At 60.7% G+C, this 18543-nt stretch carries 19 protein-coding genes and 1 pseudogene; 14 read left to right on the plus strand and 6 right to left on the minus strand.

Features of this window, described 5'->3' with window-relative positions; translation table 11 throughout:
- Nucleotides 1–71: 71 nt before the first annotated feature.
- The 3 genes from ACP7E3_RS12265 to ACP7E3_RS12275 form a co-directional block, all read right to left on the minus strand.
- The gene (locus ACP7E3_RS12265) at nt 72–254 is read right to left on the minus strand and encodes a hypothetical protein (protein ID WP_017847175.1); all 183 of its coding nucleotides are present in this window, start codon (nt 252–254) and stop codon (nt 72–74) included.
- A gap of 156 nt (nt 255–410) precedes the next feature.
- Nucleotides 411–1007: a superoxide dismutase gene (locus ACP7E3_RS12270; protein WP_017847176.1), complete on the minus strand. Its 597-nt coding sequence runs from the start codon at nt 1005–1007 to the stop codon at nt 411–413.
- A gap of 178 nt (nt 1008–1185) precedes the next feature.
- The gene (locus ACP7E3_RS12275) at nt 1186–1785 is read right to left on the minus strand and encodes a LysE/ArgO family amino acid transporter (protein ID WP_017847177.1); all 600 of its coding nucleotides are present in this window, start codon (nt 1783–1785) and stop codon (nt 1186–1188) included.
- A gap of 100 nt (nt 1786–1885) precedes the next feature.
- On the opposite strand from ACP7E3_RS12275, the gene ACP7E3_RS12280 reads away from it, so the two are divergent.
- From ACP7E3_RS12280 to ACP7E3_RS12325, 10 genes are all read left to right on the plus strand, one after another.
- Complete coding sequence (locus ACP7E3_RS12280) at nt 1886–2779, plus strand: LysR family transcriptional regulator ArgP (RefSeq protein WP_017847178.1); 894 nt, start codon at nt 1886–1888, stop codon at nt 2777–2779.
- A 52-nt stretch (nt 2780–2831) separates the two neighbouring features.
- The gene (locus ACP7E3_RS12285) at nt 2832–3830 is read left to right on the plus strand and encodes an NAD-dependent epimerase/dehydratase family protein (protein WP_046382282.1); all 999 of its coding nucleotides are present in this window, start codon (nt 2832–2834) and stop codon (nt 3828–3830) included.
- A gap of 127 nt (nt 3831–3957) precedes the next feature.
- Nucleotides 3958–4803, plus strand: a complete 846-nt coding sequence (locus ACP7E3_RS12290) for a hypothetical protein (RefSeq protein WP_046382283.1) — start codon at nt 3958–3960, stop codon at nt 4801–4803.
- Between the two features lie 115 nt (nt 4804–4918).
- Nucleotides 4919–6178, plus strand: a complete 1260-nt coding sequence (locus ACP7E3_RS12295; protein WP_426123212.1) for an AGE family epimerase/isomerase — start codon at nt 4919–4921, stop codon at nt 6176–6178.
- Nucleotides 6179–6282: 104 nt separating this feature from the next.
- Nucleotides 6283–7569, plus strand: a complete 1287-nt coding sequence (locus ACP7E3_RS12300) for an ABC transporter substrate-binding protein (protein WP_057004512.1) — start codon at nt 6283–6285, stop codon at nt 7567–7569.
- Nucleotides 7570–7646: 77 nt separating this feature from the next.
- Nucleotides 7647–8555, plus strand: a complete 909-nt coding sequence (locus ACP7E3_RS12305; protein WP_003175732.1) for a carbohydrate ABC transporter permease — start codon at nt 7647–7649, stop codon at nt 8553–8555.
- The gene (locus ACP7E3_RS12310) at nt 8548–9393 is read left to right on the plus strand and encodes a carbohydrate ABC transporter permease (RefSeq protein ID WP_046382285.1); all 846 of its coding nucleotides are present in this window, start codon (nt 8548–8550) and stop codon (nt 9391–9393) included. The genes ACP7E3_RS12305 and ACP7E3_RS12310 overlap by 8 nt, the downstream gene beginning before the upstream one ends.
- Nucleotides 9394–9395: 2 nt before the next feature.
- The gene (locus tag ACP7E3_RS12315) at nt 9396–10556 is read left to right on the plus strand and encodes an ABC transporter ATP-binding protein (protein WP_046382286.1); all 1161 of its coding nucleotides are present in this window, start codon (nt 9396–9398) and stop codon (nt 10554–10556) included.
- 86 nt (nt 10557–10642) lie between these two features.
- Nucleotides 10643–11989 carry a carbohydrate porin gene (locus ACP7E3_RS12320; protein ID WP_017847186.1) on the plus strand — a complete coding sequence of 449 codons (1347 nt, stop codon included), beginning with the start codon at nt 10643–10645 and terminating at the stop codon, nt 11987–11989.
- 102 nt (nt 11990–12091) lie between these two features.
- Nucleotides 12092–12937 carry a D-hexose-6-phosphate mutarotase gene (locus ACP7E3_RS12325; protein WP_057004511.1) on the plus strand — a complete coding sequence of 282 codons (846 nt, stop codon included), beginning with the start codon at nt 12092–12094 and terminating at the stop codon, nt 12935–12937.
- A 132-nt stretch (nt 12938–13069) separates the two neighbouring features.
- Here the strand turns inward: ACP7E3_RS12325 and ACP7E3_RS12330 are convergent, their stop codons facing one another.
- Nucleotides 13070–13930 carry a MurR/RpiR family transcriptional regulator gene (locus tag ACP7E3_RS12330; RefSeq protein ID WP_169850571.1) on the minus strand — a complete coding sequence of 287 codons (861 nt, stop codon included), beginning with the start codon at nt 13928–13930 and terminating at the stop codon, nt 13070–13072.
- A gap of 219 nt (nt 13931–14149) precedes the next feature.
- Between ACP7E3_RS12330 and zwf the strand changes: the two genes are divergently transcribed.
- The 3 genes from zwf to ACP7E3_RS12345 are packed head-to-tail and all read left to right on the plus strand — an operon-like array spanning nt 14150 to nt 16999.
- Entirely contained in the window at nt 14150–15616 is a 1467-nt protein-coding gene (gene zwf / locus ACP7E3_RS12335) for a glucose-6-phosphate dehydrogenase (protein WP_017847189.1), read from the plus strand.
- On the plus strand, nt 15603–16316 hold the full coding sequence (pgl, locus tag ACP7E3_RS12340; protein WP_046382287.1) for a 6-phosphogluconolactonase: 714 nt from the start codon (nt 15603–15605) through the stop codon (nt 16314–16316). The genes zwf and pgl overlap by 14 nt, the downstream gene beginning before the upstream one ends.
- Before the next feature lie 17 nt (nt 16317–16333).
- Complete coding sequence (locus ACP7E3_RS12345) at nt 16334–16999, plus strand: bifunctional 4-hydroxy-2-oxoglutarate aldolase/2-dehydro-3-deoxy-phosphogluconate aldolase (protein ID WP_017847191.1); 666 nt, start codon at nt 16334–16336, stop codon at nt 16997–16999.
- Nucleotides 17000–17269: 270 nt separating this feature from the next.
- On the opposite strand, the pseudogene ACP7E3_RS12350 reads toward ACP7E3_RS12345, so the two are convergent.
- Together ACP7E3_RS12350 and ACP7E3_RS12355 are read right to left on the minus strand one after the other, a co-directional pair.
- Nucleotides 17270–17578: pseudogene (locus ACP7E3_RS12350) on the minus strand (aminotransferase class V-fold PLP-dependent enzyme); the annotation flags it as partial.
- Between the two features lie 11 nt (nt 17579–17589).
- Nucleotides 17590–17826, minus strand: coding sequence for a DUF3820 family protein (locus ACP7E3_RS12355; protein WP_003213031.1), 237 nt, complete (start codon nt 17824–17826; stop codon nt 17590–17592).
- Between the two features lie 207 nt (nt 17827–18033).
- Here ACP7E3_RS12355 and ACP7E3_RS12360 point away from each other — a divergent pair, with 207 nt between their 5' ends.
- The gene (locus ACP7E3_RS12360; RefSeq protein WP_017847193.1) at nt 18034–18501 is read left to right on the plus strand and encodes a ferritin-like domain-containing protein; all 468 of its coding nucleotides are present in this window, start codon (nt 18034–18036) and stop codon (nt 18499–18501) included.
- Nucleotides 18502–18543: the final 42 nt, after the last annotated feature.

Below are 18543 nucleotides of genomic sequence, written 5' to 3' on the forward strand. Positions count from 1 at the left end.
GTCGTCAGGCGAGGGGGGAATTCAAGTGATGGCGGACTGATTTTGCTCCGCCACCGTTCACGCTTTCCCAATCAGAATTTGATTTGCTGCTGTTGATTCGTTGCGCTGCCGGCAGCACTCGTTGCGTTTTTCAGAAGGTCTTTTGCGACATTCATGGCCATACCGGCGGCTTGTTCAGCCAACGGCATTAGCACGGGGGCGAGTGCTGCGGCTGCGGAGGCTGCTGCTCCTAATCCTGCTGCGCCTGCGATCATAAGTTAATTCTCCGACATTGAATGAAAGGGACATTCCTCTCACTGCCTGGGTGGCAATTTCCGCGCAGTTGGTTCCGTCATGCCCAACTGGCGCCGCCGTCGAACGCACAAAAAAAAGCCCGGCAATCGCCGGGCTCTTTTTACTGCAAGGGTTGCTTAGGCAGTGAAGGCCTTGCCTTCGAACTGCTCAGCCACGAACTTCCAGTTGACCAGGTTCCAGAACGCTTCCACATACTTTGGACGGGCGTTGCGGTAGTCGATGTAGTAAGCGTGTTCCCAGACGTCGCAGGTCAGCAGCGGGGTGTCGCCGCTGGTCAGCGGGTTGCCGGCGCCGATGGTGCTGGCCAGGGCCAGGGAACCGTCAGCCTTTTTCACCAGCCAGCCCCAACCGGAACCGAAGGTGCCGACGGACGTCTTGGTGAATTCTTCTTTGAACTTGTCGAACGAACCGAACGCAGCGTTGATGGCCTCAGCCAGTGCGCCGGTCGGTTGACCGCCGGCGTTTGGCGCCAGGCAGTTCCAGTAGAAGGTGTGGTTCCAGACCTGAGCGGCGTTGTTGAAGATGCCGCCCGAAGAAGACTTGACGATTTCTTCCAGGGTCTTGCCTTCGAACTCGGTGCCAGGCACCAGGTTGTTCAGGTTCACGACATAGGTGTTGTGGTGCTTGTCGTGGTGGTATTCCAAGGTTTCCTTGGAAATGTGCGGCTGCAGGGCATCGTGTGCGTAGGGCAGCGGCGGCAATTCGAAAGCCATGATGATTCTCCTAATCAGGTCAGTTGCGGTGAGCGCAAGGCCGATCACGGGCGGCCAAACAAGCGCCGGGGAGTTTGTACTCTTTGCGGCGCAGGGTCCGGATCATAGCACCCGGGGTGTGGCAAAACCACGCAACAACTGTGTGGGATAGAGGTTCCAGAGCGTTTTGGAATATTCATCATGCACTGATCAATTGATAGGCCACGCTGAACATCATCCCCGCCACCAGAAGGTCGAGCAGACGCCACGTCGCCGGACGTGCCAGCCACGGGGCCAACCAGGCGGCGCCGAGCGCCAGCGTGGCGAACCACAGGAACGAAGCGCTGGCCGCGCCGGCCACATAGGCGCCGGGTTCGGTCTGTTGGGCGCCCAGCGAGCCAATCAGCAGCACGGTGTCCAAGTAAACGTGGGGGTTGAGCAACGTCACCGCCAACGCGCTGAGCAACACGGCGCGCAATGAGCGCACCTTGAGGGCGTCGCCTTGGTCGAGGCTCTGTTTCGAACAGGCCCGCCGCAGCGCGCAGGCGCCGTACCACAGCAGGAACGCGGCACCGCCCCAGCGGGCAATCCCCAGCAGGATCGGGCTTTGCGCCAGTATCGTCGCCAGGCCGAATACCCCGGCGGCCACCAGCAGCGCATCGCAGACCACACACAGGGCCGCCACCGGCAGGTGGTGTTCACGACGCAGGCTTTGCGCGAGCACAAAGGCGTTCTGGCTGCCGATGGCCATGATCAGCCCCAACGCGACCAGCAGGCCGTTCATATAGCTTTGCCACATAGTTGAAGATCCTTGCTCAAGCCGAAACGATGCTGGCTATCTTCCCTGGCATGGCTGTATAAGAAAAACCAATATTGCTGATCGCTCATTAGAGAAACTGATGTTCGACTATAAATTGCTCTCCGCCCTGGCGGCGGTGGTGGAACAAGCCGGCTTCGAGCGCGGCGCCCAGGTGCTGGGGTTGTCGCAATCGGCGATCTCCCAGCGTATCAAGCTGCTGGAGGCACGGATCGGCCAGCCGGTGCTGGTGCGGGCCACCCCGCCGACGCCGACCGATATCGGCCGGCGCCTGCTCAACCATGTGCAACAGGTACGGCTGCTGGAGCGCGACTTGCAAAGCCAGGTGCCGGCGCTGGATGAAGAAGGCATGCCCGAACGCCTGCGCATCGCGTTGAATGCCGACAGCCTCGCCACCTGGTGGGCCGAGGCCGTCAGCGACTTTTGCGCCGAGCAGCATTTGCTGCTGGACCTGGTGGTGGAAGACCAGACCGTCGGCCTCAAGCGCATGCGCGCCGGTGAAGTGGCGGCCTGTATCTGCGCCAGTGAACGCCCGGTGGCCGGGGCGCGCAGCCTGTTGCTGGGCGCCATGCGCTATCGGGCGCTGGCGAGTCCGGCGTTTATCGCACGGCACTTCCCCAACGGTGTGCGCGCCGATCAACTGGCGCGCACGCCGGCCTTGGTATTCGGCCCGGACGATTTCCTGCAACACCGCTACCTGGCCGCGCTCGGGGTGGACGGCGGTTTCGAGCACCATTTGTGCCCGTCGTCCGAAGGGTTTATCCGCTTGGCGGAAGCCGGGCTCGGTTGGGGCCTGGTGCCTGAACTGCAGGTCGGCGACCAGCTGCAAAGGGGCGTATTGGTCGAGTTATTGCCAGATAAGCCCATCGATGTGCCGCTGTACTGGCATCATTGGCGCAGTGGCGGGCAACTGTTGGGTTTGTTGACCGACCATCTAGCCCAGGCCTGTGGTCAATGGTTGGTGCCGTTGGACTGATGGCGGGCGTCAAGGCAACAGCGATGAAAAACGAAAGAACACGGAGTAATACATGAAGATTCTGGTCACCGGCGCAAGCGGCTTCATCGGCGGGCGCTTTGCGCGTTTCGCCCTGGAGCAGGGCCTGGACGTGCGGGTCAACGGGCGGCGCGCCGAAGGTGTGGAACACCTGGTACGGCGCGGTGCCGAGTTTATCCAGGGTGATTTGAATGATGCCGACCTGGTGCGCGAACTGTGCCGCGATGTCGAAGCCGTGGTGCATTGCGCCGGCGCTGTCGGGCTGTGGGGGCGCTATCAGGATTTCCATCAGGGCAATGTGCTGGTGACCGAGAACGTTGTCGAAGCCTGCCTCAAGCAACGGGTCGGGCGCCTGGTTCACTTGTCGTCGCCATCGATCTATTTCGACGGCCGCGACCACCTGGGGCTGACCGAAGACCAAGTGCCCAAGCGCTTCAAGCATCCTTATGCCGCCACCAAGTACCTGGCCGAGCAAAAGGTGTTCGGTGCCCAGGAATTCGGCCTCGAAGTCCTGGCCCTGCGCCCGCGTTTTGTCACCGGCGCCGGCGACATGAGCATCTTCCCGCGTCTGTTGAAAATGCAGCGCAAGAACCGCCTGGCCATCGTCGGCGACGGCCTGAACAAGGTCGACTTCACCAGCGTCCACAACCTCAACGAAGCGCTGCTCAGCAGTCTGCTCGCCACCGGCTCGGCGCTGGGCAAAGCCTACAACATCAGCAACGGCACCCCGGTGCCGGTGTGGGATGTGGTGAACTACGTGATGCGCCAGATGGACTTGCCCCAGGTGACGCGGTATCGGTCCTACGGTTTGTCCTACAGTATCGCCGCGTTGAACGAGGCATTCTGCGCGCTGTGGCCCGGGCGCCCGGAGCCGGCGTTGTCGCGCCTGGGCATGCAGGTGATGAACAAAGATTTCACCCTCGACATCAGCCGCGCAAGGCATTATCTCGACTATGACCCCAAGGTCAGCCTGTGGACCGCGCTCGACGAGTTCTGCAGCTGGTGGAAGGCCCAGGAACCGGGGCTGAAGTAAGCTCACAAGCAGCAACACATCGGGAACCGAATTCAGGGTTCCAGGTCGATCAGTGCGGTAGGACAGCGGTTTATACTGCCGCCGCTCGGCTTTTCAGATAGCTATCTCACCGATTCAGGGTTGATTCATGCGTAACGATGCCAACGACGATTTCGACAATGTTCCCAGCCTGCGGGCCGACTCCTTGGACGATGATGATTTCGTGCCGACCGCCGCCACCTCCGTGCGTTCGCGCAATACCCCTGTGGTCAAGGTCAAGAGTGCCAGTACCGGGCCGCTGTGGGCCTTGGTCGGCGCGCTGCTGATCGCCTTTGCCGGCCTGGCCTGGTGGAGCTTCCAGCAGATCTCCCTGATGGGCCAGCAACTGGTTGCCACCCAGGAAAGTTTTGCACGCATCAGCGAAGAAGCGGCGGGGCGCCTGCAGGATATTTCCGGCAAGTTCGTGGCCAATGAGGCCAGCGTGAACAACGGCAGCGAAGCGCTGAAACTGCAGATCAAGCAGCTGGAAACCCAGTTGCTGGAGCAGGGCAAGCAGCAAGTCGGCGTGGCCGGCCAGGCCACCGAACTGGATAAGCGCCTGGCCCAGATGACCGCCAGCACCACCGACCTGTCGAACGCCAACGCCAAGCTGCAAGGCCAGGTGCAGGCGTTGACCGACGCCGTGGCCAGCCTCAAGGCGGCACAAGGTGAGGCCGCCAAGCGCGATGCCGAGATCAGGGAACTGGTCGCCGACGTGGCGGCCCTGAAGAAACAGGGCAACCCGAGTGCAGCCATCGCCCGTCTTGAACAAGACCTGGTGGTGCTAAAGAGCGCGCAGGACAACCAGCCGGGCAATAGCGACGCGCCGACCAATAAAGAGTTCGATGTGTTCCGCATCCAGACCACCCGCAATATCACCACCTTGCAGAGCCAGGTGCAGAACCTGAATCAGCGCATCAATGCGCCGGCCGCGGTCACGCCGATCGGTCAGTAAAGGGCTTGGGGGAAATGTCACCATCTGGTGACATTTCCCTGGTCCTTCGTTACATGTGCTCACCTCGCCCTTGTTTAGACTCCGGTCATCCCACAAACAATAATAAGGGCTCCCCATGACCACCCAACCACTGCCTGCCAGCAGTTGGCTGAACGCACCTGCCCACCACGCCTGGCTCGCCAGCGAAGGCCAGCGGCTGCTGTCATTCGCCAAGGCTTCGCGCCTGCCCGACGGGTTCGGCAACCTGGACGATAAAGGCCAGTTGCCGGCCGATGCCGTTGCCGAGACCATGAACACCGCGCGCATGACCCATAGCTTCGCCATGGCTCACGCGATGGGGTTGCCCGGTTATGCCGGGCTGGTCGAACATGGGGTGGCCGCCCTCAGCGGCGCGCTGCGCGATAACGCGCACGGTGGCTGGTTCTCCACGCCCCACGCTGTGGATGGCAATACCGGCAAGGCTGCCTACCTGCACGCTTTTGTCGCCCTGGCCGCCAGTTCTGCGGTGGTCGCGGGCGCACCCGGCGCACAAGCCCTGTTGAACGACGCGATCCAGATCATCGAGCAGTTTTTCTGGAGCGAGGAGGAGGGCGTCATGCTCGAATCCTTTGCCCAGGACTGGAGCGGCGTCGAGGCCTATCGCGGCGCCAACAGCAACATGCACGCGACGGAAGCGTTCCTTGCCCTGGCCGACGTCACCGCCGACACGCGCTGGCTGGACCGCGCGCTGCGCATCGTCGAGCGCGTGATCCACACCCACGCCGTCGGCAACCAGTTCATGGTGATCGAGCATTTCGACGCCCAGTGGGCACCCTTGCGCGGTTACAACGAAGACAACCCCGCCGACGGCTTCCGCCCCTATGGCGTGACCCCCGGCCACGGCTTCGAGTGGGCGCGGTTGCTATTGCACCTGGAGGCTGCGCGCCTGCGGGCCGGGCTGGCCACGCCGGACTGGCTGGTGACCGACGCCAAAGGCCTGTTCGCCAGCGCCTGCGACTGCGCCTGGGCCGTGGATGGCGCCCCCGGCATCGTCTACACCCTGGACTGGAACCAGCGCCCGGTAGTGCGCGAGCGCCTGCACTGGACCCACGCCGAAGCCAGCGCCGCCGCGCAGGCCTTGCTCAAACGCACCTTCGAGCCGCATTACGAAACCTGGTACCGGCGCTTCTGGGAGTTTTGCGACAGCCATTTTATCGACCGTACCCACGGCAGTTGGCACCACGAACTCAGCCCGCACAACCAGCCCAGCAGCAAGATCTGGGGCGGCAAACCGGACCTGTACCATGCCTGGCAAGCGGTCCTGCTGCCGGCGCTGCCGTTGGCGCCGAGCATGGCCAGTGCGTTGGGCTCCGGGTGCTATGTCACCAAGTGGTGACATTTGTGCATCCCTTTGTTACCTGCGCTTAAAAATTCCCTGTTTAAACTCCGTGCAGCGCAAGCTCCAGACTTGCATGCATAACAACAAGAAAAGGTACTCAGATGAACGCGATTAATCGCCTCGCCGTCGCTATTTCCATTGCCTCGTTGTTTCCCCTCAGTGCATTTGCCGCCGACTCGAAAGGGACGGTTGAAGTTGTGCATTGGTGGACCTCGGGCGGTGAAAAAGCGGCAGTAGATGTCCTGAAGGCCCAAGTTGAAAAAGACGGCTTCACCTGGAAAGACGGTGCTGTCGCAGGTGGCGGCGGCGCCACGGCCATGACCGTGCTGAAAAGCCGCGCGGTCGCCGGCAACCCACCCGGCGTAGCCCAGATCAAAGGCCCGGACATCCAGGAATGGGCATCCACCGGTCTGCTCGACACCGACGTCCTCAAAGACGTGGCCAAAGAAGAAAAATGGGACTCCCTGCTCGACAAGAAAGTCTCCGATACCGTGAAGTACGACGGTGACTACGTTGCCGTTCCGGTGAATATCCACCGCGTGAACTGGCTGTGGATCAACCCGGAAGTCTTCAAGAAAGCCGGTATCACCAAGAACCCGACCACCCTCGAAGAATTCTACGCCGCTGGCGACAAGCTCAAGGCCGCTGGCTTCATCGCGCTCGCCCATGGTGGCCAGCCTTGGCAGGACAGCACCGTGTTCGAAGCGGTCGTTCTGTCGGTGATGGGCGCCGATGGCTACAAGAAAGCCCTGGTTGACCTGGACAACGGCGCGCTGACTGGCCCGCAAATGGTCAAGGCGCTGACCGAGCTGAAGAAAGTCGCGACCTACATGGACGTCGACGGCAAAGGCCAGGACTGGAACCTCGAAGCCGGCAAAGTCATCAACGGCAAGGCCGGCATGCAGATCATGGGTGACTGGGCCAAGTCCGAGTGGACCGCCGCGAAGAAAGTCGCCGGCAAAGACTACGAGTGCGTAGCCTTCCCGGGCACCGAAAAAGCCTTCACCTACAACATCGACTCCCTGGCGGTGTTCAAGCAGAAAGACAAAGGCACTGCAGCCGGTCAGCAGGACATCGCCAGAGTCGTGCTGGGTGAAAACTTCCAGAAAGTGTTCAGCATCAACAAGGGTTCGATCCCTGTGCGCAACGACATGCTGAACAAAATGGAATCCTACGGTTTCGACTCCTGCGCTCAGACCGCGGCCAAAGACTTCCTGGCTGACGCCAAGAGCGGCGGCCTGCAGCCAAGCATGGCGCACAACATGGCCACCACGCTGGCCGTGCAAGGTGCGTTCTTTGACGTCGTGACCAACTACATCAACGACCCGAAAGCCGATCCGGCCGACACCGCCAAGAAACTCGGCGCTGCGATCAAGTCGGCCAAGTAACGGTTGACCGGATGGGGGAGCCCTGGCCCCCATCCGGTACGTTCCTGTAGTCCTTTTCCTCTGTATTGGATTTTCCCATGAGTTCTGTTGCTGTGTTCAGCAAAGCCTCGCCGTTCGATGCCCTGCAGCGCTGGCTACCCAAACTGGTGCTGGCGCCAAGCATGTTCATCGTGTTGGTGGGCTTCTACGGTTACATCCTGTGGACGTTTGTGCTGTCGTTCACCACGTCGACGTTCCTGCCGAGCTACAAATGGGCGGGCCTTGCGCAGTACGAGCGGTTGTTCGACAACGATCGCTGGTGGGTCGCGAGCAAGAACCTGGCGCTGTTCGGCGGGATGTTCATCGGCATCACCTTGGTGATCGGTGTGACGCTGGCGATTTTCCTCGACCAGAAAATCCGTCGTGAAGGCTTTATCCGCACCATTTACCTGTACCCGATGGCGCTCTCGATGATCGTCACCGGTACGGCCTGGAAATGGCTGCTCAACCCGGGCATGGGCCTGGACAAACTTCTGCGGGACTGGGGCTGGGAAGGCTTCCGTCTCGACTGGCTGATCGACCCGGACCGCGTGGTCTACTGCCTGGTGATCGCTGCCGTGTGGCAAGCCTCCGGTTTCATCATGGCGATGTTCCTGGCCGGCCTGCGTGGCGTCGATCAATCGATCATCCGTGCCGCGCAGATCGACGGCGCAAGCCTGCCGCGCATCTACTGGAGCGTGGTGCTGCCGAGCCTGCGTCCGGTGTTCTTCAGTGCGGTGATGATCCTGGCGCACATCGCGATCAAGAGTTTCGACCTGGTGGCGGCGATGACCGCAGGCGGACCGGGCTACTCGTCCGACCTGCCGGCGATGTTCATGTACTCGTTCACCTTCAGTCGCGGCCAGATGGGCATGGGTTCGGCCAGTGCAATCCTGATGCTCGGTGCGATCCTCGCGATCATCGTGCCGTACCTGTACTCCGAGCTGAGGACCAAGCGTAATGACTAGTCTTGCCGCAAAACCTGCCATCAGCCTGAGCCGCATCGCGATCTATGCGGTGCTGATCTTAGCGGTGCTGCTGTACCTGGTGCCGCTGGTGGTGATGTTGCTCACCAGCTTCAAGACCCCGGAAGACATCAGCACCGGCAACCTGTTGAGCTGGCCGACCGTGGTCACCGGCATCGGCTGGGTCAAGGCCTGGGCCACGGTGGATGGCTACTTCTGGAACTCGATCAAGATCACTGTGCCGGCCGTGCTGATTTCCACCGCCATCGGTGCGTTGAACGGCTATGTGCTGTCGTTCTGGCGCTTCCGTGGTTCGCAATTGTTCTTCGGCCTGTTGCTGTTCGGCTGCTTCCTGCCGTTCCAGACCGTGCTGCTGCCCGCGTCGTTCACTCTCGGCAAGATGGGCCTGGCCAGCACCACCACCGGCCTGGTGTTTATCCATGTGGTCTACGGCCTGGCGTTCACTACGCTGTTTTTCCGTAACTACTACGTAAGCATTCCGGATGCGTTGATCAAGGCGGCGCGCCTGGACGGTGCAGGTTTCTTCACCATCTTCCGTCTGATCATCCTGCCGATGTCGACCCCGATCATCATGGTCTGCCTGATCTGGCAGTTCACTCAGATCTGGAACGACTTCCTGTTCGGCGTGGTGTTCTCCAGCGGCGACTCGCAGCCCATCACGGTGGCGCTGAACAACCTGGTCAACACCAGCACCGGGGCCAAGGAATATAACGTGGATATGGCGGCGGCGATGATCGCCGGGCTGCCGACCCTGCTGGTCTATGTGATCGCAGGCAAGTATTTCGTGCGCGGCCTCACGGCCGGCGCGGTCAAGGGGTAATCATGGCTACGCTTGAACTTCGCAATGTAAACAAGACCTATGGCGCCGGCCTGCCCGACACCTTGAAGAACATCGAACTGTCGATCAAGGAAGGCGAGTTCCTGATCCTGGTCGGCCCGTCGGGGTGCGGCAAGTCCACGCTGATGAACTGCATCGCGGGCCTTGAGACCATCACCGGCGGCGCGATCATGATCGGCGACCAGGACGTCAGCGGCATGAGCCCCAAGGATCGCGACATCGCCATGGTGTTCCAGTCCTACGCGCTGTACCCGACCATGAGCGTGCGTGAAAACATCGAGTTCGGCCTGAAGATTCGCAAGATGCCCCAGGCCGATATCGACGCCGAAGTGGCGCGGGTGGCTAAGCTGCTGCAGATCGAACACCTGCTCAACCGCAAGCCGGGCCAACTCTCCGGCGGCCAGCAACAGCGCGTGGCCATGGGCCGGGCCCTGGCGCGTCGGCCGAAGATCTACCTGTTCGACGAACCGCTGTCCAACCTCGACGCCAAGCTGCGCGTCGAGATGCGTACCGAAATGAAGCTGATGCACCAGCGTCTGAAAACCACCACCGTCTACGTCACCCACGACCAGATCGAAGCGATGACCCTGGGCGACAAAGTGGCGGTGATGAAGGACGGCATCATCCAGCAGTTCGGCACGCCGAAAGAGATCTACAACGATCCGGCCAACCTGTTCGTGGCGAGCTTTATCGGTTCGCCACCGATGAACTTCATTCCCCTGCGCCTGCAGCGCAAGGACGGCGGCCTGGTAGCGCTGCTCGACAGCGGCCAGGCGCGTTGCGAGCTGCCGCTGAGCATGAGCAACGCCGGCCTGGAAGACCGTGACGTGATCCTCGGCCTGCGCCCGGAGCAAATCGTGCTGGCGACGGGGGAGGGCAACGGTGCGTCGAGTATTCGTGCCGAAGTCCAGGTCACCGAGCCGACCGGCCCGGACACCCTGGTGTTCGTGCAGCTCAATGACACCAAGGTCTGCTGCCGCCTGGCACCCGATGTGGCGCCGCAGGTGGGCGAGACCCTGACCCTGCAATTCGATCCGGCCAAAGTGTTGCTGTTCGACGCTAAGACCGGCGAGCGCCTGGGCACCGCTGCGTCGCTGCCGGCACAGGATCGTGCCGACAACGTGGCCCAGTTCAAGGGTCGCTGAATTAGGTAAGTTGTTGTTTTTATTAAAAAAATGTAACCCGCGTTAGATAAAAACAGTTTAATAACAATAAAGACGAGGATGTAGGGATGAAAAAGCAACACAACAACACCCGGCTGATCTGCCAATTGTCAGCAGTGGCAGCCCTGGTCCTGTCCGCCAATGCGATGGCGGACGACGCGTTCAGCGCCGATTCCAAATGGATGACCGGCGATTGGGGCGGCGAGCGGACCAAGCTGATCGAGCAAGGTATCGATATCAAGGCTGACTACGTCGGCGAAGTCGGTGGCAACCTGAGCGGCGGCTACAACAACGACAAAACGGCGCGTTACGCTGACCAGTTCGGTCTGGGCGTGGCACTGGATCTGCAAAAGTTGTGGGGCTGGGATAACACCCAGGCCAAGATCCAGCTGACCAACCGTAACGGCCAGAACATCTCCAACGACCGTATCGGTGATCCGCGTGCCGGCACCTTGAGCTCGTCTCAAGAAGTGTACGGCCGTGGCCACATGGTGCGTCTGACCCAGTTCTGGATTCAGCACCAGATGTTCGACAACAAGCTGGACGTGAAGCTCGGTTACTTCGGTGAAGGCGAAGACTTCAACACCTTCCCGTGCGACTTCCAGAACTTGTCGTTCTGCGGCTCTCAGGTCGGTAACTACGTCAGCACCTGGTACAACTGGCCGGTCGCCCAGGCCGCGATCCGCGTGAAGTACCACATCACGCCTGAGCTGTATGCGCAGATCGGTGCGTACAACCAGAACCCGTCGCAGTTGGAGCACGGCAACGGCTTCAAACTCAGCGGCAGTGGCACCAAGGGCACCGTGATCCCGGTGGAATTGGTCTGGTCGCCGAAGGTCAATAACCTGCCGGGCGAATACCGTGTGGGTTACTACAAGAGCGCCGCCGACGCCAGCGACGTCCGTGAAGACGTCAACGGCAACGATGCTGCCACCACCGGCGCGGCCTACCGTACCCACAGCAGCAAAAAAGGCTATTGGTTCGTTGCACAGCAACAACTCACTACCCATAACGGCGACGCGTCCCGTGGTCTGAACATCGCGGCCAACGCCACGTTCCACGACAAGGACACCAACACCGTCGATAACTACCAGTCGATCATGTTGGTGTACAAAGGGCCTTTCGACGCGCGTCCAAAAGACGACGTGGGGATTGGCGCTGCTCGTCTGCACGTTAACGACGACGTGAAGAAAAACGCCGAACTGCTCAACGTCGCCAATGGCGTGAGCGACTACGACAACCCACTGTACGCACCGCTGCGCAGCACCGAGTACAACTACGAAATCAACTACGGTTTCCACGTCACCAACTGGCTGACCGTGCGTCCCAACCTGCAATACGTCGTCCACCCGGGCGGCGTGGATAAAGTCGACAACGCGCTGGTGGCCGGTCTGAAAATTCAGTCGGTGTTCTAACGCTGTTGCGATAAGCTCCTTCTCTCTGTGCGCATTTGCGGGTAGCCATGGCTATCCGCTTTTTTTTGGATTGCACTGTGAAGATATTCAGGACCGTGGCACATGCATGAGCATCCGCTGCAACGCTTTTTCAAATCCCTGCGCGAGCGTCCGGTGTTCGCCTGGGAGCGCTTCCAGACGCGCGATGTGTTGGTGATCGACCATCCGTTGTGCCAGGCGGTATTCAGCCGCCAGGGCGCGCAATTGCTGCATTTTCAGCCCCGTGGGCAGAAACCCTGGTTGTGGTGCGCAGCCAAGTGGCCACAAGTCGGTGCCATTCGCGGCGGCGTGCCGGTGTGCTGGCCGTGGTATGGCCGGCATCCCAGCGAGAATGCGTGGCCGTCCCATGGCTGGGCGCGGCTGATCGATTGGAAACTGCTCGACAGCAACACCGACGACGACGGCGTGCGCCTGCACTGGCAGTTGCAGTTGTGCGACTGGCAGGTGGACTTGCACGCGCACCTGGGCGAAACCCTGGAGTTGCGCTTGTGTACCGAGCATCAGGATGAGCTGCCGTGCCAACTGAGCCATGCGTTGCACGCTTACTGGCGGATTGGCAATGTCGGTGAGATAGCGCTGTCTGGGCTCGACGGGGCGCTAGGTTATGACCAGCTCAATCGCCAGGCTTGCCAGCAGGAAGGCGAGTTGCGCGTGGAAGGCGGGTGTCAGCGCGTGTTCCAGCATGAGGGCGAGCTACACCTCAAGGACCACGCCTGGCAGCGCGAATTGTGCATCGACACCGGCGACAGCGCCGACACCGTGGTGTGGCACCCAGGCAGCCGGCCGTTGCTGGGGGTGAGCTTCAACGAGGCGTCGGGGTTTGTATGCGTCGAGTCGGCGATGGCCGGGGCCAGCCTGGCGCCGGGGGAGCGGGCGCATCTGAGTTTGCAGGCCAGGGCTGGGGTTTAGCGCTGTTGCTGATACCGTCTTCGCGAGCAAGCCCGTTCCCACATTTGAAGCGTATTCCAAAGTAGGACTCGTCAAAATGTGGGAGCGGGCTGGCTCGCGAAGAGGTCGGGACTGCTGGAGGCATTGTCTGCTTCAGTTGAACTCATCGCCAACCGGATACCGGCTGTCATTCAAGCTCTCTTTGATCTTGCGCAGGTGCGGCTGGAAGTCCACGCCACGGCGCAAGGTCATGCCGGTTGCCAGTACATCCAGCACCGTCAGTTGGATGATCCGCGAGGTCATCGGCATATAGATGTCGGTGTCTTCCGGCAGCGGAATGTTCAGGCTCACGGTGCTGACCTTGGCCAGCGGCGAGTTCTCGGCGGTCACACCCAGCACCGATGCGCCGTTTTCCCGGGCAATACGCGCCACTTCCACCAGCTCGCGGGTACGCCCGGTGTAGGAGATGATCACGAACAGCTCGCCGGTGTGCGCCACCGAAGCAATCATGCGTTGCATCAGCACGTCGGCATGGGCGGTCACCGACAGGTTGAAGCGGAAAAACTTGTGCAACGCATCCATGGCCACTGGGGCCGACGCGCCGAGGCCGAAGAAGTGGATCTGGCGCGCCTGGATCAACAGGTCCACGGCCTTGCTGATCAGGTTCGGGTCGAGGGCCTGGCAGGCGCTGTCCAGAGAGGCAATGGCGCTGCCGAAGATCTTTTGGGTGTAGGCCTCGGGGTCATCATCGGCCTCCACCGCACGGCTGACATACGCCGCGCCGCTGGCCAGGCTTTGCGCCAGTTGCAATTTGAGTTCAGGGTAACCGCTGACGCCGAACGAACGGCAGAAACGGTTGACCGTCGGTTCACTGACCGAGGCGGCTTGGGCGAGGGCTGCGATCGAGAAGCGGGTCGCCTGCTGTGGGTTGAGCAGGATGACCTCGGCGACTTTTTTCTCGGCCTTGTTCAATTCTTCGAGGCGGTTCCGGATCTGTTCCAGAAGATTTCGCACGCGGTCCATACAGTGTTTCCTTGGGGCGACGATGCAAATAAAGGGTGGTCACCAATCGACGAGTGGCCCTTTGCGGTGGCCTATCCTACTTAGGGTAGCTGAACACCACCACTCGGAATGCGTATTTCGGGAAAATGTTGTAGTTATTACTACATTTTTCCTTGAGTGATGCCTTGAAAAAAGGTATTTGTAGCTTAACTTGATAAAAGAACAAACATCATGCCTTCGATAACGGTAGAACCCTGCACCTTTGCCCTGTTTGGCGCGTTGGGTGATCTGGCGCTGCGCAAGTTATTTCCTGCCCTCTATCAACTCGATGGTGCCGGGCTCTTGCACGACGACACGCGCATCCTGGCCCTGGCCCGCGAAGCCGGTTCCGAGCAACAGCACCTGGCGCATATTGAAACAGAACTGCGCAAATACGTCGGCAAGGAACTGGACGAAGCCATCGCCCAGCGTTTCCTGGCGCGCCTGACGTATGTTCACGTCGATTTCATGAACGCCGACGACTACGTGGTCCTGGCTGAAAAAGCCGGCACCGGGCAGCGCCTGATCGCCTACTTCGCCACGCCTGCGGCGGTGTACGGGGCGATCTGCGAAAACCTGTCCAAGGTCGGCCTGGCGGACAATACCCGCGTGGTGCTGGAAAAACCCATCGGCTCGGACCTGGAATCTTCGCGCAAGGTCAACGACGCTGTCGCACAGTTTTTCCCGGAAAACCGCACGTACCGCATCGACCATTACCTGGGCAAAGAAACCGTTCAGAACCTGATCGCCCTGCGTTTCGCCAACAGCCTGTTCGAGACCCAGTGGAACCAGAACTACATTTCCCACGTGGAAATCACCGTGGCCGAGCAGGTCGGCATCGAAGGCCGCTGGGGTTACTTCGACAAGGCCGGGCAGCTGCGGGACATGATCCAGAATCACCTGCTGCAGCTGCTGTGCCTGATTGCCATGGACCCGCCGGCCGACCTGTCCGCCGACAGCATCCGTGACGAGAAGGTCAAGGTGCTCAAGGCCCTGGCGCCGATCAGCCCGGACGGCCTGACCACCCAGGTGGTACGCGGCCAGTACATCGCCGGCTACAGCGCCGGCAAGCCGGTGCCGGGTTACCTGGAAGAAGAGAATTCCAACACCCAGAGCGATACCGAAACCTTCGTCGCCCTGCGCGCCGATATCCGCAACTGGCGCTGGGCCGGGGTGCCGTTCTACCTGCGCACCGGCAAGCGCATGCCGCAAAAGCTGTCGCAGATCGTCATCCACTTCAAGGAACCGTCCCACTACATCTTCGCCCCCGAGCAGCGCTTGCAGATCAGCAACAAACTGATCATCCGCCTGCAACCGGACGAAGGTATTTCCTTGCGCGTGATGACCAAGGAGCAGGGCCTGGACAAGGGCATGCAACTGCGCAGCGGTCCGCTGCAACTGAATTTTTCCGACACCTATCGCAGCGCGCGGATTCCCGATGCCTACGAGCGGTTGTTGCTGGAAGTAATGCGCGGCAATCAGAATCTGTTTGTTCGCAAAGATGAAATCGAAGCCGCGTGGAAGTGGTGTGACCAGTTGATCGCCGGGTGGAAAAAATCCGGTGATGCGCCCAAGCCGTATGCGGCGGGTTCCTGGGGGCCGATGAGCTCGATTGCACTGATCACGCGGGATGGGAGGTCGTGGTATGGCGATATCTGAATTGAAACTGCCTCAGGGCGTCACTGCCCATGAGTACCGTTCGCCGGCGTTGCTGGCCGATGGCCTGGCCAACGACGTGGCCGAACAACTGCGCGCGGCCATCAGTGCCCGTGGCGAAGCGACCCTGGTGGTGTCCGGCGGCCGTAGCCCCGTGGCGTTTTTCCAGAACCTGGCCAAGCAGGGTCTGGACTGGTCCAAGGTCACCGTCAGCCTGGCCGATGAGCGCTGGGTGCCGGTGGAGCACGTCGACAGCAATGCCGGCCTGTTGAAGAAGTACCTGTTGCAAGGCCCGGCAGCCAAGGCCAAGTTCCTCAGCCTGTACAGCGCCGCCGCCAATCTTGAAGATGCCGCCGAGCAGGCCGATCGCCTGCTGGCCGAACTGCCAGCCATTGATGTGCTGGTACTGGGCATGGGCGACGACGGCCACACCGCGTCGTTGTTCCCCAACAGTCCGAACCTGAGCGAAGCCCTGCAGGCCGACGGTACCCGCCGTTGCTGGCCGATGCTCGCGCCGACCGTACCACGCCAGCGCCTGACCATGAGTCGCGCGCTGCTGGCTACGGCGAACTACACCGTACTGTCGATTTCCGGCAGTTCGAAATTGACCACGTTGAGCGCCGCGCTGGCCAGCAACGACGTTGCTGCCATGCCGATTCGCGCATTTTTGCAACCTACATTAGAGATTTACTGGTGCCCATGAGCCAAGGATCAGCCGCTATGAAAAGCCCTCAATCGACCGTGTCCATGGCGGATAAAGTTGCCCTGATCGACAGCCTCTGCGCCAAGGCGCGGATCCTGCCGGTGATCACCATCGCCCGTGAACAAGACATCCTGCCACTGGCCGACGCCCTGGCAGCCGGTGGTTTGACCGCATTGGAAGTGACCCTGCGTTCCGAGTTCGGCCTCAAGGCCATTCAGGTCCTGCGCGAGCAACGCCCGGAGTTGTGTACCGGCGCCGGTACCGTGCTCGATCGGCATATGCTCGAAGCCGCGGAGGTTGCCGGCTCGCAATTTATCGTCACCCCCGGCATTACCCGCGACCTGCTTGAAGCTTCGGTCCACAGCCCGATCCCTCTGCTGCCGGGCATCAGCAATGCCTCCGGAATCATGGAAGGCTATAGCCTGGGTTATCGCCGCTTCAAACTGTTCCCGGCCGAAGTCAGCGGCGGCGTCGCAGCCATCAAAGCCCTGGGCGGCCCGTTTGGCGAAGTGAAATTCTGCCCGACCGGCGGCGTCGGCCCGGCCAATATCAAGAGCTACATGGCGTTGAAAAACGTGATGTGCGTGGGCGGTAGCTGGATGCTCGACCCGGAATGGGTCAAGAACGGCGACTGGGCGCGTATCCAGGAAGTCACCGCCGAGGCACTGGCGCTGCTGGACTGAGCTGATTCATCGAATCGTTGTTGCTGTGCTTAACGGCATTTTTGCGGTGCGCTTGGTCGGCGGACCGCTTTTTTTTGCCTGCGCAAAACCTTGAGACCCACACATCTTCAAATGTGGGAGGGAGCAAGCCCCCTCCCACATTTTTCAGTCCGCGCTGAGTGCGGTGATGGCGTTGATCAGTGCATGGATGTCTGCGGTTGATGTCGCCAACCCCGGTGTCACCCGGATACAGGTGCCGAACGCCGCTCCACTGCGGGTAGTGGTAAACAGGTTGTAGTTGCGGATCAGCGACTGCAAGGCTTCGGTGGCGTTACGGGTGAAGGCGACCGATTCGGGGTCGGCGTCGATCAGTTCGGCCAGTTGGCGGCGGATCTCGACGTTTTCGCCCTGCTCGAAACGCTGGCGCACATGCACCGCGTTACTGCGGTTGATAAACGCGACGTGCTCGAGGTACTGCGCTTGCACCGCGCGGCTCATGCGCCCGAAGTAGCCGTTTTCCAGGTTGATCGGGCCTGGCTCCAGTGCATAGCGGTCGGCGATGGCCCGCCAGTGCGCTTCGTTGGCTGCATTGCATGGCATGGTGCGGGTTCCTAGTGACGAGGCGCGGGTTTGCCGTGTTTGGCGCGCAGTGGCTCCAGCAGTTCGGACAGGCCGTTGTGGTCGATTTCCTGCATCAAGGCCAGCAACCCGCCCAGCTCGCCGTGGGGGAAACCTTCGCGGGCGAACCAGTTCAGGTAGGGGCCGGGCAGGTCGGCGATGATCCGTCCCTTGTACTTGCCGAAGGGCATTTCGCGGGTGATCAGCAGTTCGAGTTTTTCGGGGTTCATGACGGCTCAGGCGTTTGCATCGAGGTCTTGGAAAATACAGGCATTCTGCATGAAGGCCAAATGACAGATCATGCAAATAACGCATGTACAGATCGTTCAATTATTTTTAACTTATTGAAATCTAAAGAAAAAGTTGTTTTTTAAAACCTGGCACGGGCGCTGCAATCATTAATGCAACCTTTCTCAACCCACATAAGGAATTGAAAAATGACTGATATCAATAAAGAGTCCATCTCCGTATTGAACGACCTGATCGAAACCAGCATCGACGGTCAAAAAGGTTTCAAAGAGTGCGCTGACGACATCAAGCATCCCGAACTCAAAGCGCTGTTTGCCAAGCGCTCCGCAGACTGCGCCACTGCCGCCGCCGAGCTGAAAACCGCCGTGCGTGCCCTGGGTGGCGACCCGGAACAGTCCGGCAGCGTGGCCGGCGCCCTGCACCGTGGCTGGGTCGATGTGAAGTCGATGGTCACCGGCAAAGACGAAGAGGCTGTGTTGAACGAAGCCGAGCGCGGTGAAGACCACGCCCTCAAGGCTTACAAAGCAGCGATCGAGAAGATCACCCAGCACAACCTGGTGGGCATTCGTGACTTGGTTGAGCGCCAGTACCACGGCGTACAACGCAACCACGATCAGGTGAAAGCCTTGCGTAACCAGGCTCGCGCTCAGTCGTGAACCGTCGCTGAATAAAAAATCCCCGCCGATGCGGGGATTTTT

This window comes from Pseudomonas sp. PSPC2-3, from assembly GCF_049898265.1.
GTDB classification, from domain to species: domain Bacteria; phylum Pseudomonadota; class Gammaproteobacteria; order Pseudomonadales; family Pseudomonadaceae; genus Aquipseudomonas; species Aquipseudomonas veronii.

What these genes read in the sequence shown, in the direction of transcription:
- ACP7E3_RS12295 (WP_426123212.1), top strand. Translation starts at nt 4,919, where the DNA reads ATGACCACCCAACCACTGCCTGCCAGCAGTTGGCTGAACGCACCTGCC.
- ACP7E3_RS12310 (WP_046382285.1), top strand. Translation starts at nt 8,548, where the DNA reads ATGACTAGTCTTGCCGCAAAACCTGCCATCAGCCTGAGCCGCATCGCG.
- ACP7E3_RS12360 (WP_017847193.1), top strand. Translation starts at nt 18,034, where the DNA reads ATGACTGATATCAATAAAGAGTCCATCTCCGTATTGAACGACCTGATC.
- pgl (WP_046382287.1), top strand. Translation starts at nt 15,603, where the DNA reads ATGGCGATATCTGAATTGAAACTGCCTCAGGGCGTCACTGCCCATGAG.
- ACP7E3_RS12320 (WP_017847186.1), top strand. Translation starts at nt 10,643, where the DNA reads ATGAAAAAGCAACACAACAACACCCGGCTGATCTGCCAATTGTCAGCA.
- ACP7E3_RS12280 (WP_017847178.1), top strand. Translation starts at nt 1,886, where the DNA reads ATGTTCGACTATAAATTGCTCTCCGCCCTGGCGGCGGTGGTGGAACAA.
- ACP7E3_RS12270 (WP_017847176.1), bottom strand. Translation starts at nt 1,007, where the DNA reads ATGGCTTTCGAATTGCCGCCGCTGCCCTACGCACACGATGCCCTGCAG.
- ACP7E3_RS12290 (WP_046382283.1), top strand. Translation starts at nt 3,958, where the DNA reads ATGCGTAACGATGCCAACGACGATTTCGACAATGTTCCCAGCCTGCGG.
- ACP7E3_RS12265 (WP_017847175.1), bottom strand. Translation starts at nt 254, where the DNA reads ATGATCGCAGGCGCAGCAGGATTAGGAGCAGCAGCCTCCGCAGCCGCA.
- ACP7E3_RS12300 (WP_057004512.1), top strand. Translation starts at nt 6,283, where the DNA reads ATGAACGCGATTAATCGCCTCGCCGTCGCTATTTCCATTGCCTCGTTG.
- ACP7E3_RS12355 (WP_003213031.1), bottom strand. Translation starts at nt 17,826, where the DNA reads ATGAACCCCGAAAAACTCGAACTGCTGATCACCCGCGAAATGCCCTTC.
- ACP7E3_RS12305 (WP_003175732.1), top strand. Translation starts at nt 7,647, where the DNA reads ATGAGTTCTGTTGCTGTGTTCAGCAAAGCCTCGCCGTTCGATGCCCTG.
- ACP7E3_RS12275 (WP_017847177.1), bottom strand. Translation starts at nt 1,785, where the DNA reads ATGTGGCAAAGCTATATGAACGGCCTGCTGGTCGCGTTGGGGCTGATC.
- ACP7E3_RS12325 (WP_057004511.1), top strand. Translation starts at nt 12,092, where the DNA reads ATGCATGAGCATCCGCTGCAACGCTTTTTCAAATCCCTGCGCGAGCGT.
- ACP7E3_RS12285 (WP_046382282.1), top strand. Translation starts at nt 2,832, where the DNA reads ATGAAGATTCTGGTCACCGGCGCAAGCGGCTTCATCGGCGGGCGCTTT.
- ACP7E3_RS12345 (WP_017847191.1), top strand. Translation starts at nt 16,334, where the DNA reads ATGAAAAGCCCTCAATCGACCGTGTCCATGGCGGATAAAGTTGCCCTG.
- ACP7E3_RS12315 (WP_046382286.1), top strand. Translation starts at nt 9,396, where the DNA reads ATGGCTACGCTTGAACTTCGCAATGTAAACAAGACCTATGGCGCCGGC.
- zwf (WP_017847189.1), top strand. Translation starts at nt 14,150, where the DNA reads ATGCCTTCGATAACGGTAGAACCCTGCACCTTTGCCCTGTTTGGCGCG.